Below are 15,695 nucleotides of genomic sequence, written 5' to 3'. Positions count from 1 at the left end.
CCGCCCGTCGGCCGCACCGAATCAACGGTAGCGGTAGACGGGCGGACGCGGCGATCGTTGCAGATCAGACAGTGACCTTGGCCTGCTTGCTGGAGCTCAGGCGCAGGCCCGACTCCTCGCCGAAGGAGAGCTCGCTGTTCAGGCGCTTGGCGTCCTCGAAGTAGCTCATGGACATGCGCCAGTCCTCAGCCTCGCCCTGGCGGGGGAGCTCCTTCAGGGCGCGCTGGACGTAGCCGGCCTCGAAGTCGAGCGCCGGGCGGGTCGCCATGTCGGGATCGGCGACGGCGACGGCGGTGTCCAGGCCCTTCGCGTCCATCGTCCCGATGAGCTGGGTGATGTACTTCCACAGCATCCCGACCTTGAGCGTCCACGAGGAGTTCGTGTAGCCGATGGCGAGCGCCGCATTTGGGACGCCGGAGAGCATGGCGCCGCGGTGGATGACGGCGTTCGGCACGTCGACGTCGCGGCCGTCGACCGACAGGGTCACCCCGCCGAGCAGCTTCAGCTTGAGGCCGGTCGCGGTCACGATGATGTCGGCGTCGAGGTGCTCGCCGCTCGCCAGCTCGATGCCGGTCTCGTCGAAGGTCGCGATCTTGTCGGTCGCGACGTCCGCCTTGCCGGACCGGATGGCCTTGAACAGGTCCCCGTCGGGGACGGCGCACAGGCGCTGGTCCCAGGGGTTGTACGGCGGGTTGAAGTGCACGTCCACCGGGTAGCCCTTGGGGAGGCGCTTGGCGTTCTCGTTGCGGATGATCTTGCGGGCGAGGTCGGGGAAGCGCTGGGCGAAGACGTACACGCCGCGCTGCTGCCAGATGAACCGCTTGCGGCTCAGGTCATGACCGATCTTGTGGCCGAAGACCTTGTGCAGTGTGTTCGTGATCGGATCCTGCTTGGGCACCGGCATGATGTACGTCGGTGTGCGCTGCAGCATGGTGACGTGGCCAGCAGGCTTCGCGCTGGTCAGGAGAGACGGGACCAGGGTCACCGCGGTCGCGCCGGAGCCGATGACGACGACCTTCTTGCCGCTGTAGTCGAGGTCCTCGGGCCAGAACTGCGGGTGGACGATCTGCCCGGCGAACTTCTCGCGGCCGGCGAACTCGGGCGTGAAGCCCTGGTCGTAGTCGTAGTAGCCGCTGCCGAAGAGGACCCAGTTCGCGGTGAGCGCGATGCGCTCGCCGGCGTGCTCGACCTGGACGGTCCAGCGGCCGTCCTCGCTCGACCAGTCCGCGGAGACCACCTTGTGGTCGTAGCGGACCTTGTCGAGGAGGTCGTTCTCCTCCATGGTCTCGTGCAGGTAGTCGAGGATCTTGTGCGCGTCGGCGATCGAGTCCTTCGACTCCCACGGCTTGAACTCGTAGCCGAAGGTGTGCAGGTCGGAGTCCGAGCGGATCCCGGGGTACTTGAACAGGTCCCAGGTTCCGCCGAAGGTCGCGCGGCCCTCGAGGATCGCGAAGGACTTTCCGGGCAGCTCTGCGGTGATGTAGTGGCCGGCGCCGATGCCGGAGATTCCGGCGCCGATCACGATGATGTCGAGGTGCTCGGGCGTGGTGCTCGTCATGCTTGTCTCTCCTGGTCTCCGACGGATCGGCTGGGCTCAGTGATAGAACCGATGACCTACTCTCTCGCCCGACGGCTCGTCGCGGCCAGCGCAGAGTGCACCCGGTTGCCTCCCGGTGTGGTGCAGATCGTCACGCAGGGCCGTCGGGCCCGAGCCAGCGCAGCACGTCCAGGGCGACCGCCACCCCGGTGGGGTTGTCGGCCAACGGGCGGGGGAGCAGCTCGTCGGCCCTGGTCAGGCGGCGGATCACGGTGTTGCGGTGGGTGTAGAGGCGCTCCGCCGTCCGCGAGGTGTTGAACTGCTCGTCGACGTACGCGGCGACGGTCTCCCGGGTCTCCTGATCGGCGGTCATCAGTTCGCCGAGGGTGTCGCGGACGAACTCGTCGGCCTTGCCCGTGTCGCTGGTGACCAGGGAGATCAGCGCGATGTCCTCGTACCGCGCGACGCGTCGCCGGGTGCGCAGCCGCGCCATCAGGCGTTGCGTCGTGCCGGCGTCGAGGTGGCTGCTGCGGAAGCCGTCGAGGTCCTCGCCGGGCCGCCCGATCGCGACCCGGACCTCGGGATGGTCGGCCAGTTCCCGGGCCAGGTCGCCGGAATCGAGGTCGACGGTGCCGGGCAGCCACAGCCACAGCGCCGAGGCGCTCGCGACCACGGTCAGCGGCCGCGGGGTGCCTGCGCGCCGGGCCAGGGCGTGGGCGGCCGCGTCGAGGTCGCCGACGGTGCCGGTGGTCCAGATGACTGCCGCGGTGTGCGGCCCCGTGAGCCGGTAGCCGAGCTGCTGTTCGGCGCGGGGCCGGGTGATCGGCGCGCCCTCGAGGATCAGCGAGACCGCGGCCAGACGGTCCGCGTTGGTCCCGGTGGTCAGCTGCTCGCGTTCGCCTGCCATCCGGATCGTGATGGCGTCGATGGTGTCGTCGACGTACGTCGACATCGACGCCCACGTCACCGCGAGCAGCTCCCGCAGCTCGGCGGGGTCGTCGGTGAGCTCGAAGCAGACGTTCATCCAGAGCGTCCAGGCGGTGTTGAGGCCCTTGCGGTAGGTGTCGATCCCGTGCAGGTCGAGGCCCCGTCGCACCAGGTCGCGGGCGACGGCGAGGGCGTCGGCGGAGTCGATGTTCGGCGGCACTCGGCGGCCGGGCTGGGCCAGGTTGTGCGCCGCCCAGTGCAGCATGACGGCGGTGTCGGAGTGGCGGACCAGCTCGGCGAGGGTCGGGTCGGAGGCGATCGGGGAGAGGATGACGCCGGTCAGCGTCGCGTCCTGCAGCGCGGTCACCCACTCCTCGGGCGCGTTGCTCGCGAACTCTGCGGCGCGGCGGATCAGCTCCTTGACCCGGTCCGAGGGCTCGGGCCAGGTCTGTTCCGTCGGCGCACCCATGGGTGGAACCCTACTGACCCGCGGTCGGAACTAGGGTGTGCGCGTGACGGGAATGCGGTCGGCGGTCGGCTGGGCGGAGGCCCATCAGGTCCCGCTGTATGTCGCCGGGCTGGTTCTCGGGGCCGTCCTCGGGCTCGCCGTCCCGACGGTGGCGGGCCCGGCCGAGGCCGTCATCAACCCGGTGCTCGCGCTGCTGCTGTACGCGACCTTCCTCGGCATCCCGTTCGCGCGGATGGGGGAGGCGCTGCGGGACGTGCGCTTCCTCGGCACGGTGCTGGCGGTGAACTTCGTGGCGGTGCCGGTCGTGGTCTTCGCCCTGTCGCGGATCGTCGCGCATGACCGGGTGCTGCTCGTCGGGGTGTTGTTCGTGCTGCTCACGCCGTGCGTCGACTACGTGATCGTGTTCAGCGGTCTCGCCGGTGGCGCGAAGGACCGGTTGCTCGCCGCAGCGCCGCTGCTCATGCTCGTGCAGATGGTGCTGCTGCCGGTGTACCTGTGGCTGTTCGTCGGCGCGGACGTGGTGCGGACCGTCGAGTACGGGCCGTTCGCGGAGGCCTTCGTGGGGGTGATCGTGGTGCCGCTCCTGCTCGCGGGGGCGACGCAGTGGGCGGCGGCGCGGACCCGATGGGGCGCTGAGCTCGCGGCGGGGGTGGCCGCCTCGATGGTGCCGATCATGGTGCTGACGCTGGCCGTCGTGGTGGCCTCGCAGATCGCGGGCGTGCGCGACCAGCTCTCGTCGCTGCTGCTCGCGGTTCCCGTGTACGTGCTGTTCGCGGCGGTGATGGCGCCCGTCGGCGCGGTCGCGGGCCGGTTCGCCGGTCTGGACGTGCCGGGCCGGCGGAGCGTGGTCTTCAGCGGCGTCACGCGGAACTCACTGGTGATCCTCCCGCTGGTCCTCGCCCTCCCGACGGAGTACGCGCTGGCGCCGCTGGTGGTGGTGACGCAGACCCTCGTCGAGCTGGTGGTGATGGTGCTCTTCGTCCGCCTGATCCCGCGATTGATCCGTTAGCCGGGGTTCGCCGATCGCTATCCTGACGTGATGGATGCGGATTCCGGTCAGGCGACCGTTCGGCGGGTGACGCCGCTCGGCGTGGTCGGTGCGGTTCTGACGGTTCTCGTCACGATCGAGGTGCTCGCCTGGCTGTGGGGACAGACCGTTGGCACGGACCTGCTCTGGCAGGCGTTTTCCCTGTTGGTCGGTGGCGTGCTCGTTGTGGCGTGGCTCATCTATCTGGTGACCTGGGTGGCCCGCCGCAAGCGGTTCGCCTGGCACCTGCTGATCATCCCGGCGATCGGCTTGCTCGGGATCACGGCTGCGGTCACCGGTCTGCCGCACAAAGCGCGCTGGGCCTACGACGAGCCCCGGTTCACCGCGGCGGCCCAAGCGGTGCTGGCCGATCCGCGGACAGAGTTCAATGACCCGAGCGATCGGAGGATCGGCAGTCAGGACGTGTACTCCACCAGTAAGTCCGGCGGGGCAGTCACCTTCGCTGTGCACGGCGGAGGGTTCATGACAATCACGACCCTTGTGTTTCGCCCGGAGGGGAGCCGTCCGGAGCGGTGCGCCGAAACATGGTGCCGGCGTCTGTCCGACAACTGGTGGCTCGTTCTCATCGACTAGCGGGGCGTTACCGCCGCGCGACGCGGACGGGCAACGACGAGAGCCCGCGCACATTGAGCGAGTGCACCCGCTCGATGTTTTCGAAGTCCACGTCGTAGCTCCGCACCGTCGCTACCACCTCGCCCAGCGCGATGTTCGCCTCCAGTTTCGCCAGGTGCGAGCCGAGGCAGAAGTGGCTACCGAAGCCGAAACTCAGGGACGCCGACGTGTCCCGCCCGATCCGGTAGGCGGCGGCATCGTCGAACACGTCCGCGTCGCGGTTCGCCGACGCCACCAGGAGCAGCACCCGATCCCCCTGGGGGATCACGGTTCCCGCGAACGCCACGTCGACGGTGGCGCGCCGCAGCAGCATCTGCGTCGACGTGTCGTAGCGCAGGGTCTCCGCTGACCAGTCCGGCACGGCCGACGGTGTGCCGAATGGCTTCGCGCCCTCGTCGGGATGTCGTGCACCCCAGTAGATCGCGTTGCCGAGGAGTTTCGTCGTGGTCTCGTTCCCGGCGACGATCATCAAGATGAGGATGCCGACGATCTCCGCATCGGTGAGCGATTCCCTTGCGCCGCTCTCGTTCTCGACCTGCGCGGCGATCAGTGCGGAGATCAGGTCGTCGGCCGGCCGCGCGCGACGCGAGGCGACCAGGTCGACGTAGTACTGGTACAGCCCGAAGAACGCCTCGGCAGCCGGCTGGGGCACGTCGAAAACGCCGTCCTCCCTGTGGATCAGGACGTCGCCGAGGCGGCGCAGCTCGTCGCGGTCGGCGATGGGGACGCCCATCATCTCGGAGATCACCTCCATCGGGACGAGCGCGGCGAAGTCGGCGACGAAGTCGAACTCGGTCCGGTCCAGGCACGCCGCCCAGTGCTCGCGTACCCGCTGCTCGATCCACGGCCGCAGCGCGGTGACGCGTTTCGGGGTGAAGGCCTTGGCGACGAGCCGGCGGATCCGCAGGTGCCGCGGGTCGTCCATCGCGAGGAAGCTCATCGCGTACTCCGCGTCGGGGGTGTACGCCGCCGGCTCGAGCGTGACGCCCCACGCGCTGGAGAGGCGCTCGGTGTCGCGGAAGGCGGCGCGGACGTCGTCGTACCGCGACAGCGCCCAGAAGTCGCGCTCGGCGTTGTAGTACACCGGCTGGTCCGCGCGCAGCCGCTCGAAGACCTGGTACGGGTCGTCGTGGAAGGCGTAGGAGTAGGGATCGAGAAGCTGACTGGACATGTGTCCAGACAGTAGTCCAGAGATGTCCGGAAGGGAACAGGTTCTTGTTCGTCAGTGCGACATCATCAGGTCGACGGCGCGGGCCAGTGCGGCCTTCGAGGCCTCGAGGTCGAGGTACCCCATGCCGGCCTGGACGAGCACGCCGGAGTATGCGAGCTCGACCGACTCCACCAGGCCCGACGGTGCGCCGCGCCCCAGGGCCTCCGTCAGCCGGGCGCGGATGAGCAGGCCGACCCGCAGCCGCGCGGACTGCGCGTCGGCCTCGTGGCCGAGGAGTGCGGTGTTCACCGCGGTCGCGAACTGCGGATCGATCAGCACCAGCTCGACGAGGCCGGTGAGCACCTGCAGCACCCGGTCCCGCGGTGTGGCGCCCGGGTCGGGCTCGACGAGTTCGGCCTCCACCCGTCGCGCGAAGACCTCAGCGATCAGGTGGTTCTTCGACGAGAAGTACGTGTACGCCGTCGCCGGCGAGACGCCCGCGGCCCGCGCCGCCAGGCGCACGGTGAACCCGTCGACGCCGTGCTCGGCGAGCGCGGCCGGCACTGCGGCGCACAGCTTGGTCACGGTGTCTGCCTGGGTGGGGGACAGTCGCCTGCGGGGGAGGTCCGTCGAGCTGGACATGCGTCCAGACGTTAGTCCATGCGCCGTCCCGGCGGATCAGGCTCCGAAGGAGTCGATCGCGACGCGGGCGCCGGCGATGAGGCGCGCGCGGGTGAACACGTCCGGCTGCGACAGGAGCAGCCTGCCGGACTCGATCACCAAGGCGACGATCATCCGGGCGTACAGCTCGTGATCGCGACGCGGGTCGCGCGCGTCCTCGTCGCCCGCGGTCATCGACAGCATGTGGGTCACCATCTCGGCGGCCTGCTCGCGCCCGCGGTCGAGCGTCCGGCGGAACTCCGGGGTCGCGCTGTCGACGAGCTGCAGGATCGCGCTCCACAGGTCGGGCGACTCCTCGAACATCTCCAACAGGTTCGCGTACAGCGCCATCGCGACGTCAGGCCGACTCTCCTGGGTCTTCGCCCGCGTCGCGGCGTCGTAGCACTGCGCGATCGCGCGGCGCTCCTCCCGGGCCAGCGAGGCCCGAAGGAGTGCCGTGGAATCGTCGAAGTGCTTGTAGACCACCGGTCGCGATACCCCGGCGGCCTCGGCCACGGATTCGATCGAGACCTTGTGCACGCCGCGTTCGACGACCACGCGGAGAACCGCGTCCAGCAGGTCCTCCCGGCGCTCCGCCGGCGTCATTCTCGGGGCGTACGGGCGCTTGGCCTCCGTCTTCGCCACATCTGTCACCACGCCGCCCCTCTCGTTCGGTCGTGTCGGGAATCTCGGGCAATCCTACGGCTTGCGTAGCTACACCCACTGTAGCTACATTATCTGTAGCTACAGTGGGTGTAGCTTTGGAGCTTGGCTCACATCGCGATTCCCACTCCCGGATCCGCCGGATCCGACCGAACTTCGTTCGGTTCACCGGATGAGGAGCTTGTTGCAGTGGACAATCGAAGTGATCGCGTCTGCGTGATCGGGGCCGGCTACGTCGGCAACGGTGTTGCCGGCGCCCTGAAGCGGGCCGGAGTGCCCTACGACCAGATCGAGGCCACCGACCGGATCGGGGGCAACTGGTCGCACGGGGTCTACGACTCGACGCACCTGATCAGCTCGAAGTCGTCGACCCAGTACGTCGAGTTCCCCATGCCCGCCGACTACCCGACGTTCCCCAGTCGGGCCCAGATGCTGGCCTACCTGCAGTCCTACGTCGACCACTACGGGCTCGCGGAGCACATCGAGTTCGGCACCGAGGTCGTCGACGTCCGCCCCGTGGACGGAAACGGCATGGCGGGCTGGTTCGTCCGACTGGCCTCCGGTGAGGTGCGACGCTACCGCGCCGTGGTGGTGGCCAACGGCCACTACTGGGAGCGCAACCTGCCGCAGTACCCCGGAGAGTTCACCGGCACACAGCTGCACTCGAAGGACTACAAGCGACCCTCGGACTTCGCCGAGGGCGGCCGGGTGCTCGTGGTGGGCGCGGGCAACTCGGCCAGCGACATCGCAGTGGAGGCTTCGGCGACCTTCGGTTCGGCCGATATCTCTATGCGCCGCGGCTACTGGTTCATTCCCAAGGCCATGTTCGGCGTCCCGGTCTCCGAACTCGACCGCGTGTGGTGGCCGATGCCCTTGCAGCGGGCGGGATTCAAGGTCATGCTGCGCCTGAGCTACGGCGACTACAAGCGCTACGGCCTCAAGCGGCCCGACCACAAGCTGTTCACCCGCGATGTCACCGTCAACACCTCACTGATGTACGCGCTCCAGCACGGCAAGGTCCGGCCGCGACCCGAGATCGAGCGATTCGACGGTGCCACTGTGTATTTCACCGACGGCACCTCGGCGGACTACGACACCGTGGTGTGGGCCACCGGATTCCACACCCGGTTCCCCATGCTCGACGAGTCGATGTTCGTCTGGGAGAACGGCGATCCCGTCCTGATCGAGCATGTGCTCGCGCCCCGGTTCGCCAACCTCTACCTCATGGGCCTGGTCGCCCCGCGTTCCGGGGCGGGCCGGATCATCTCGCACGGCTCGGCGTTCCTCGCCGAGGCGATCCCGGCGCAGGCGCACTTCGCCGAGCCGCTGTCCGACGTCGTCGCCCGCTGGATTCCGGCGCACTCCTCGATGCTCGCCGGCTCGGCGGAGATCCTCGGCCGCGTCCGCCTGTTGCGCCAGGCGCTTCGGCTGTTGGTGGCGAAGTCGGTGCTCCGCCCCCAGGTCCCCGGGCTCCGGGCCCCTGCTCCGCAGCCGTCCGCGCCGCAGCCGGTCACGGCGCACGTCCCGCTCGACCCGAATCCCGCGGCCCGGGCGGCCACGCCTCAGGCCGTCGAGCCTGTCGATTCCACGCCCAAGGAGAGCATCCCGTCATGAGCCTTCCCACTCCCACACCGGATTCCCGGATCGTCGTCACCGGCGCCTCGAGCGGAATCGGCGAGGCACTCGCCGAATCCTTCGCCCGCCGCGGGTACTCGCTGATCCTTGTCGCGCGGCGCGAAGACCGGCTGCGCGCCCTCGCCGAGCGTCTGGCCGCTCGCTACGTGGTGCAGGTCGACGTCGATCCCTGCGACCTGGCCGACGCCGCCCAGCGCACCGAGCTGATCCGCCGCCTGGGCGCGGTCGACGTCAACGGGCTCTGCCTGAACGCCGGCTTCGCCACCTACGGCAGCATCCTCGAGCTGGACGCCGACCGCGAGCGCGAGCAGGTCGAGCTGAACGTAGTAGCGGTCCACGACTTCCTGGTCGGGCTCCTGCCCGCCCTGGTCGCTCGGGGCTCGGGCGTGATCCTGGTGACCGGTTCGACGGCCGGCAACCAGCCCAGCCCGAACAACGCCACGTACGCGGCGAGCAAGGCCTTCGCGAACACTCTGTCCGAGTCGCTGCACGGCGAGCTTGCGGGCACCGGCGTGACCTGCACGCTGCTCGCCCCGGGACCGGTCCGGACCGAGTTCGCCGAGGTCTCGAACCTCGGCGCCATCGAGCAGCGCCTCCCCGGGTTTGCCTGGGTCAGTGCAGACGACGCGGCGGAGGCCGCTGTGCGCGGCGCCGCCGCCGGGCGCCGCCGGGTGGTTCCCGGTGCGACGGCGAAGTTGCAGGACTTCGGCGGCAAGTACACGCCGCGGACCATCCTCAACCCGATCCTCCGTAAGGCCTACGGGGACCTCCGATGAGCAGCCGCGGGTCCGAGTACGGCCTGCGGGGCAGCGTGCGGCAGGCGCTGAAGCTCGCGCCCCCGCGCGGCATGCTGTACCGCGACGCGCACTACTTCACCGCGACGGTCCAGGTCGACGTACCGACGATGCAGTCCTGGCTCCCCGCGGGCGTCCACGCGGTCACGCCGGGCCGCGCCGATGTTTTCACCGCTTGGTTCCCCGACTGCACCTACGGATCCGTCTACCACGAGGCCGGAATCTTCGTGCACATCAAGACGATCGGAGGTAAGACCGGCATCCACTGCCCGTGGATGATCCTCGACGACGACGTCGCCCTGATCCTCGGGCGCGAGCTCCTGGGCTACCCGAAGAAGCTGGGCGAAATCGAATGGAACCTCGAGGAGCCCTTCATCTCCGCCAAGGCCGCCCGCCGGGGAACCGAGGTGATCGCCATGAGCGGCCGCCTCGGGGACGTCGTCGACGATGCACCCCCGATCCTCGGCCGCCCGCACCGCAATGTCACCGGCACCATGGGCGCGGCCCTGCCCCGGGTGATCGGATTCACCCCGGGCGAGCATCCGATCGAGACCCGAGCGGTGCACCTCGACGAGTTCCGCATCGCCGGGTCGGATCGCGACCCCATCGATCGGATGGGCCTCGGCGAGGTCGTCGACGCCCGCCTGCACCGGGTGGATCTGTCGGCCGGAATCCCCCCGATCCCGCTGCGCCCCCTGACCCCCCTGTTCTCCCTGACCCGCCTGCGACCGAGAGTGCTGTGAGCATCATGACCGAATCCCTCCTGTCCGAATCCCTGGAGCTGCCCTGCGGGCAGACCCTCTCCAACCGCATCGCCAAGGCCGCCATGAGTGAACAGCTCGCCAAGCGCGACGGCACCGCGAGCGACGAACTCCGCCGGCTCTACGCCGTCTGGGCCCGCGGCGGCGCCGGACTCCTCCTGTCGGGAAACATCATGATCGACCGGGACGCGCTCACCGAGCCCGGCAACGTGATCCTCGACGACGCCCGCGACCTGGACGCGATCCGCGCCTGGACCGGTGCCACCAAGGGCACCGATGCCAAGATCTGGGCCCAGATCAACCACCCGGGCAAGGTCGCGGTCTCGCCCTTCAACCGGCGCCCCGTCGCCCCCTCGGCGCGCCGCAGCACGGTGCCCGGCTACAACATCCGCAAGCCCCGCGAGCTCTCGTCGAGCCAGGTCAAGGACATGATCGCCAAGTACGCCCGGACCGCCGAACTGGCCGTGGCCGGCGGCTTCGACGGCGTGCAGGTGCACGCTGCTCACGGCTACCTGCTCTCGCAGTTCCTCTCCCCGCTGTCGAACCAGCGCAACGACGAGTGGGGCGGCGACGAGACCCGGCGCATGCGTGCTCTCCTGGAAACAGTCGCCGCGGTGCGCGCCGCCGTCGGCGACACGGTACCTGTCTCGGTCAAGCTGAACTCCACCGACTTCCTGCGCGGCGGCTTCGAATCCGAGCAGGCGCTGAACGTGGCACTCGCACTGGACGAGGCCGGAATCGACCTGCTTGAGATCAGCGGCGGCGGCTACGAGCAGCCCGCCATGACCGGCGTCGCGGCCGGGCAGGGCACAGGCGCCGACGGGCGTGGCTACTTCTTCGACTTCGCGCAGCGGATCCGCGCCGTGTCGCCAGTGCCGATCATGCTGACCGGCGGGCTGCGCAATCCCGCGGCGATGGAGGAGATCTTGGCGGGCGGCGTCATCGACGTGATCGGCATCGGGCGCCCACTGACCTTCGTCCCTGACTACCCACGACAGCTGCTCAATGGTCACGCCCCCGAACTCCCCAAGAGCGCGCCGCGCGTGGGCTACCGGCCCGCGAACGGCTACCTCGAGCTGGCCTGGCACAACAACCAGCTGCACCGGATCGCGGCCGGCAAGACGCCCCAGCGTCGTCCCGGTATCCGCACGCTCGCCCAGTCGCTGACGCGCATCACGGTCGCGGCGGGCAAGCAGATGTCCATCCCGCGCTAGCCGCAGCACCCATCCGTCCGCCCGACCCCAGGAGTTTCGACGTGGCCATCGCCGAGTTCATCGCGACCGATGTTCTCTCCATCCCGCGGTCCGATTCCGCGGCAGGATTCACCCCGGTCGATCATTTCGATCGAACACACTCGGCAGCCGGCGGTTTCGGTGCACGTTTGCGCCTGGCGCGAGATGCGGCCACGGCCTTCCGCGCCGACTTCCTGACCTCGGGCACGCCGGACCTCGTGGCGACGAAGGATCTCATCTCGCTGCCCTACCCCACCCGGTACGGGCTGTTCCGCGGATCCTTCGTCCCCACACCGTTCCTGAGCATTACCAACCGGATGCTGATCATCCGCTGGACCGACTCCGACGGCGCCACCAGGACGTTGCTGTTCGAGCCGAGCGATCACGAACTCGACTCCTACACGCCGTACTTCGCCGAGCTGGAGCGGTACACCCCGAGCGTGGCCCGCCGGCTCTACGTCACCGAGCACAACGACGTCCTGACCGCGTGCCGGGAGGCGGGGATCGCGCCCGAGGAGGTGGACTACCTGGCCTTCGACCACCTGCACACCCAAGACGTGCGCCGTTGGCTGGGAACCACCCGGCCGCAGGCCGACATCAGCCCGGAAACCCCGGTACCGGCGGCGTTCCCGAACGCGAGGCTGCTCGCGCAGCGCGTGGAGCTCGACGCGATGGCGGACCTGCATCCCTTCCAGCGCCCGTGGTACCAGCCGCGCACGTTCGTCGACCTGCCGCCCGAGAAGATCCTCGCGCTCGACGGCAGCGTCGTCCTCGGGCCGGGTGTCGGGTTGATCGCGACGCCGGGCCATGCGGTCGGCAACCAGTCCCTCGTCCTCAACACCGACACCGGCATCTGGGCGGTGAGCGAGAACGCCATCGCGACGGAGTGCCTCACGCCCGACGCGTCGAGGATCCCCGGGCTGGCGCGGTCCGCGCGGTCGTGGGGTCACGAAGTGATCATCAACGGCAACACCCTCGAGACCACTTTCGAGCAGTACAACTCCGTGGTCATCGAGAAGACCCTGGTCGATCGGTCGCAGCGGGACAGCCGGTTCCTGCAGTTCTTCCCGTCGAGCGAGCTGACCGCGAACGTGATGAACCCCGGCACCTCGCCGACGTTCACGCATCGCCGGATCACCCACCGCTCCAGCTGAACCGGGTCGAGCCATGGAATCGTCGCCCCACCCACTGATCACCCACGCCGTCGCCCTCGAAACCGTCGTCGTCTTCCTGACGCGTTTCGCGTGATGCCCTGACGGACACCGCAGTCGCGACGGAGGCCAGCCCCCCACGACGGGGTGCGGCCGTCGGTACGGAACCTGATCGAGGACGTCGCACGGACCTGTTCCACGGTGGCCCGCGGATGCCGGGCATCCCACGATGCCTATCGGCACGCCGTCACCGCGACGCCGCCGTCGATGGTCGATGGCGAGCGACTCCGCGCTTCCTGCGCGGACCTGTTTGTTCGCGACCTCGAGACCGCCGCTGCGGTGCTTCGTTCCGATGCGCTGCAGCTGCCGCTGCCATCGTTGCCCGCGCTGCGGTGACTCGGGCGGGCCCGCGGCATTGCGACGATGCCCGCGCAGTCGGAGCGGGGAAAGAGGAACAGGCCGGGTGCATGCACCCGGCCTGTTTCTTGAGCTGCCTGCGAGAATCGAACTCGCGACCTTTTCATTACGAGTGAAGCGCTCTACCGACTGAGCTAAGGCAGCGTGGCCTCGCGCGAACGCGTGACCGAGGACCAAGTGTACTGACCGGCCCGGCGACCACCAAATGCACCGCTCAACTGGGGCCTTGGCGCCGGAGCGGGCCGCGTTCCCGCCCGCCCCGGCACTGTCGGGCTACTTCCCGGAGATCCAGGACGGGATCACGGGGCCGGGCACGTCGAAGGCCTTCGCGATGTCGGCGAGGATGTGGTACGCGCCCTGCACGCTCACGGCGCTCATCCACTCGGCGTCCTTGACCTCGACGGTCCGCGGCTCGAGCGGCACCCACAGCGGGTTTTGCCGGTAGGTGTTGAGCGAGTCGACGCCCTTGTCGCCGTTGGAGGTCACGAAGATCTTCGTGCCGTCGGCCTCGGGGATGCGCTCGGCGCTGATCTCGGTCATGAACTCGTCGATGTTCTGCGATGCGGGGCGTGCGAGGCCGGCGTCCTGCAGCACGATGCCGGAGAAGGACTTCTTCGCGTACAGGCGGGTCGGGCCGTCGAGGAAGCGGACCACGGAGATGGTGGTCTCGGGGCCGGACTTCGCCTTCACCGCGTCACCCACGCGGCGGGCCTGCGCCTCGTACTCCGCGAGGCGCTGCTCGGCGAGCGTCTCCTTGCCGAGGGCCTTCGCGAGCAGCCGGATGTTGTCCTTCCACGTCGGGCCGGTGGTCTCGCTGAAGACCGTCGGCGCGATGCCGGTGAGCTGCGCGTACTCCTTGGCGTGCCGCACCTTGGCGCTCACGATGAGGTCGGGCTTGGTGGCGATGATCTTCTCGAGCGACGGCGCGGCCAGCTTGCCCACGCTCTGCGCCTGGGCGCCGTAGTTCGTCGCGGACGCCCCGAGGTAGTCCGGGAGCTTGCTGCCCAGCGTGTTGTACTCGGTGAACGCGACCACCGGGGTGTCGAGCATCAGCGTCGCGTCGGTGAAGGAGGCGTCCAGCGCGGCGACGCGCTGCGGCTGGCTCGGGATGGTCGTGCTGCCCATCGCGTGCTCGACGGTCCGCGGGAACCCGCCGGCCGCGCTGCTACTGGTCGCCGTGTCCGACGGTGCGCCGCTGCCGCACGCCGTGAGCGCGCCGATCGTGAGCGCGGCGAGCGTCACGCGCGCCAGGGAGAGCTTCATGGGTACCGGGTTCCTTCCTCCCCGCGGGCATCGCGAGGATCGCGAGAGGGAAGGTTACGCTGGCCTTAGTGCCGAATACAACAGTGATTAGCGCTGGTCAGGGTTTGCGGGCGGCCGCCCGGGGCCGCGCATCGGCTGCGCCTTCCGGGGCATCCGGCCCGCGTCGTCGAGAGCCCGGCGCAGCACGAACTCGATCTGCGCGTTGACGCTGCGCAGATCGTCCGCGGCCCATTTCGCGAGCGCCTGGTAGACGGCGGGATCGATCCGGAGCGGGACCGCCTTGCGGCCCCGTTCCGGTCGGTCGCCCGCGGTGGGGCGCTCGGGGGAGTCGGTCGAGCCCACTAGCTGTACAGGCTCCCCGTGTTCACGACGGGCGTGGTGCGGCTGTCGGAACACAGCACCACCAGCAGATTCGAGACCATGGCCGCGCGTCGGTCGTCGTCCAGTTCGACGGTGCCGTTCTCCTCGAGCCGGGTCAGCGCGTTCTCGACGATGCCGACGGCACCCTCGACGATCTTCTCCCGTGCGGCGAGCAGCGCGGAGGCCTGCTGCCGCTGCAGCATCGCCTGCGCGATCTCGGGTGCGTAGGCCAGTGACGAGATACGGGCCTCGAGGATCTCCAGGCCGGCCAGCTCGACGCGGGCGGCGACCTGTTCCGCCAGCTCCGCGGCCACCTGGTCCGTGGACCCGCGCAGCGAGGTCGCACCGGCGACGGCATCGTCGGCGTCGTACGGGTGGCTCGTGGTCACGTGCCGCAGCGCCGACTCCGCCTGCGAGACGATGAACTCCTCGTAGTCCTCCACCGCGAACGTGGCGCGCGCGGTGTCCGCGACCTGCCACACGATGATCGACGCGATGTTCACCGGGTTGCCGGTCGAATCGTTGACCTTGAGCTCGGCGGTCTCGAAGTTGTGGACGCGCACCGAGACCCGCTGCCGGGTGGTTAGTGGCAGCACGAGGCCGAGGCCCTGTGGGCGCACCGTTCCGACGTACCGCCCGAAGAGCTGCACGACGAGCGTGTGCCCGGGCGCGACCACGACGACCATGCTGATGAGCACTAGTGCCGCGATGCCGAGCAGCACGCTGACCACGATGAGCGCCGGCGCCTTCGCGGAGATCGACAGCACGACGAGGCCGACGGCCCCGGCGATGAGCGCGAGGAAGCCGACGAACGCGGCCACCGCGGCGCCGGCGCCGGCGTGCCACGCCGCCCGCTCCGTGATCGCCACCTGGGTGTCCTCGGGTTGAACGATGCCTGCCATCACCCCTCCTTATTCTGATATCACTTAACTAAGTGATATCAGTTTTCCGCTCGCGACGTCAAGGACGCGTCAGGGACCCGTCAATGGCCCTTCCGGCCGGATCGAGCCGGCAAT

Annotated in this window: 15 protein-coding genes and 1 tRNA gene; 7 read left to right on the top strand and 9 right to left on the bottom strand. The window is 69.3% G+C overall.

Annotated elements, in window-relative coordinates; genetic code table 11:
• Positions 1-64: 64 nt before the first annotated feature.
• Both HNP44_RS03030 and HNP44_RS03025 read right to left on the bottom strand, forming a co-directional pair.
• On the bottom strand, positions 65-1,558 hold the full coding sequence (locus HNP44_RS03030; protein WP_259141520.1) for a flavin-containing monooxygenase: 1,494 nt from the start codon (positions 1,556-1,558) through the stop codon (positions 65-67).
• 130 nt (positions 1,559-1,688) lie between these two features.
• Entirely contained in the window at positions 1,689-2,933 is a 1,245-nt protein-coding gene (locus HNP44_RS03025; protein WP_259141521.1) for a PucR family transcriptional regulator, read from the bottom strand.
• A 52-nt stretch (positions 2,934-2,985) separates the two neighbouring features.
• Between HNP44_RS03025 and HNP44_RS03020 the strand changes: the two genes are divergently transcribed.
• Positions 2,986-3,942, top strand: a complete 957-nt coding sequence (locus HNP44_RS03020; protein WP_259141704.1) for an arsenic resistance protein — start codon at positions 2,986-2,988, stop codon at positions 3,940-3,942.
• 30 nt (positions 3,943-3,972) lie between these two features.
• A complete protein-coding gene (locus HNP44_RS03015) occupies positions 3,973-4,554 on the top strand; it encodes a hypothetical protein (protein WP_259141522.1) in 582 nt (193 codons plus the stop codon).
• A 7-nt stretch (positions 4,555-4,561) separates the two neighbouring features.
• Here HNP44_RS03015 and HNP44_RS03010 read toward each other — a convergent pair whose 3' ends face one another.
• The 3 genes from HNP44_RS03010 to HNP44_RS03000 are packed head-to-tail and all read right to left on the bottom strand — an operon-like array spanning position 4,562 to position 7,057.
• The gene (locus HNP44_RS03010) at positions 4,562-5,764 is read right to left on the bottom strand and encodes a cytochrome P450 (RefSeq protein ID WP_259141523.1); all 1,203 of its coding nucleotides are present in this window, start codon (positions 5,762-5,764) and stop codon (positions 4,562-4,564) included.
• A 51-nt stretch (positions 5,765-5,815) separates the two neighbouring features.
• Positions 5,816-6,385 carry a TetR/AcrR family transcriptional regulator gene (locus tag HNP44_RS03005; protein ID WP_259141524.1) on the bottom strand — a complete coding sequence of 190 codons (570 nt, stop codon included), beginning with the start codon at positions 6,383-6,385 and terminating at the stop codon, positions 5,816-5,818.
• Positions 6,386-6,421: 36 nt separating this feature from the next.
• Positions 6,422-7,057, bottom strand: coding sequence for a TetR/AcrR family transcriptional regulator (locus HNP44_RS03000; protein WP_259141525.1), 636 nt, complete (start codon positions 7,055-7,057; stop codon positions 6,422-6,424).
• Positions 7,058-7,255: 198 nt separating this feature from the next.
• On the opposite strand from HNP44_RS03000, the gene HNP44_RS02995 reads away from it, so the two are divergent.
• The 5 genes from HNP44_RS02995 (at position 7,256) to HNP44_RS02975 (ending at position 12,642) form a co-directional block, all read left to right on the top strand.
• Entirely contained in the window at positions 7,256-8,680 is a 1,425-nt protein-coding gene (locus HNP44_RS02995) for a flavin-containing monooxygenase (RefSeq protein WP_259141526.1), read from the top strand.
• Positions 8,677-9,477 carry an SDR family NAD(P)-dependent oxidoreductase gene (locus HNP44_RS02990; protein ID WP_259141527.1) on the top strand — a complete coding sequence of 267 codons (801 nt, stop codon included), beginning with the start codon at positions 8,677-8,679 and terminating at the stop codon, positions 9,475-9,477. Before HNP44_RS02995 ends, HNP44_RS02990 begins: the two co-directional genes overlap by 4 nt.
• Positions 9,474-10,238, top strand: a complete 765-nt coding sequence (locus tag HNP44_RS02985) for an acetoacetate decarboxylase family protein (RefSeq protein ID WP_259141528.1) — start codon at positions 9,474-9,476, stop codon at positions 10,236-10,238. The genes HNP44_RS02990 and HNP44_RS02985 overlap by 4 nt, the downstream gene beginning before the upstream one ends.
• A 5-nt stretch (positions 10,239-10,243) precedes the next feature.
• Positions 10,244-11,470, top strand: a complete 1,227-nt coding sequence (locus tag HNP44_RS02980) for an oxidoreductase (protein WP_259141529.1) — start codon at positions 10,244-10,246, stop codon at positions 11,468-11,470.
• Positions 11,471-11,637: 167 nt separating this feature from the next.
• Positions 11,638-12,642 carry a hypothetical protein gene (locus tag HNP44_RS02975; RefSeq protein WP_259141530.1) on the top strand — a complete coding sequence of 335 codons (1,005 nt, stop codon included), beginning with the start codon at positions 11,638-11,640 and terminating at the stop codon, positions 12,640-12,642.
• 485 nt (positions 12,643-13,127) lie between these two features.
• Here the strand turns inward: HNP44_RS02975 and HNP44_RS02970 are convergent.
• The 4 genes from HNP44_RS02970 to HNP44_RS02955 form a co-directional block, all read right to left on the bottom strand.
• Positions 13,128-13,200, bottom strand: a tRNA-Thr gene (locus tag HNP44_RS02970).
• 129 nt (positions 13,201-13,329) lie between these two features.
• Positions 13,330-14,319: an ABC transporter substrate-binding protein gene (locus HNP44_RS02965; protein ID WP_259141531.1), complete on the bottom strand. Its 990-nt coding sequence runs from the start codon at positions 14,317-14,319 to the stop codon at positions 13,330-13,332.
• Positions 14,320-14,406: 87 nt separating this feature from the next.
• Entirely contained in the window at positions 14,407-14,661 is a 255-nt protein-coding gene (locus HNP44_RS02960) for a hypothetical protein (RefSeq protein ID WP_259141532.1), read from the bottom strand.
• Complete coding sequence (locus HNP44_RS02955; protein WP_259141533.1) at positions 14,661-15,581, bottom strand: SPFH domain-containing protein; 921 nt, start codon at positions 15,579-15,581, stop codon at positions 14,661-14,663. Before HNP44_RS02955 ends, HNP44_RS02960 begins: the two co-directional genes overlap by 1 nt.
• Between the last annotated feature and the right edge of the window lie 114 nt (positions 15,582-15,695).

Source organism: Tsukamurella ocularis (genome assembly GCF_024807615.1).
Classification (GTDB): Bacteria; Actinomycetota; Actinomycetes; order Mycobacteriales; family Mycobacteriaceae; genus Tsukamurella; species Tsukamurella ocularis.
The sequence above is the reverse complement of the archived record's forward strand: the minus strand, read 5'-3'. Positions and strand labels throughout refer to the sequence as shown.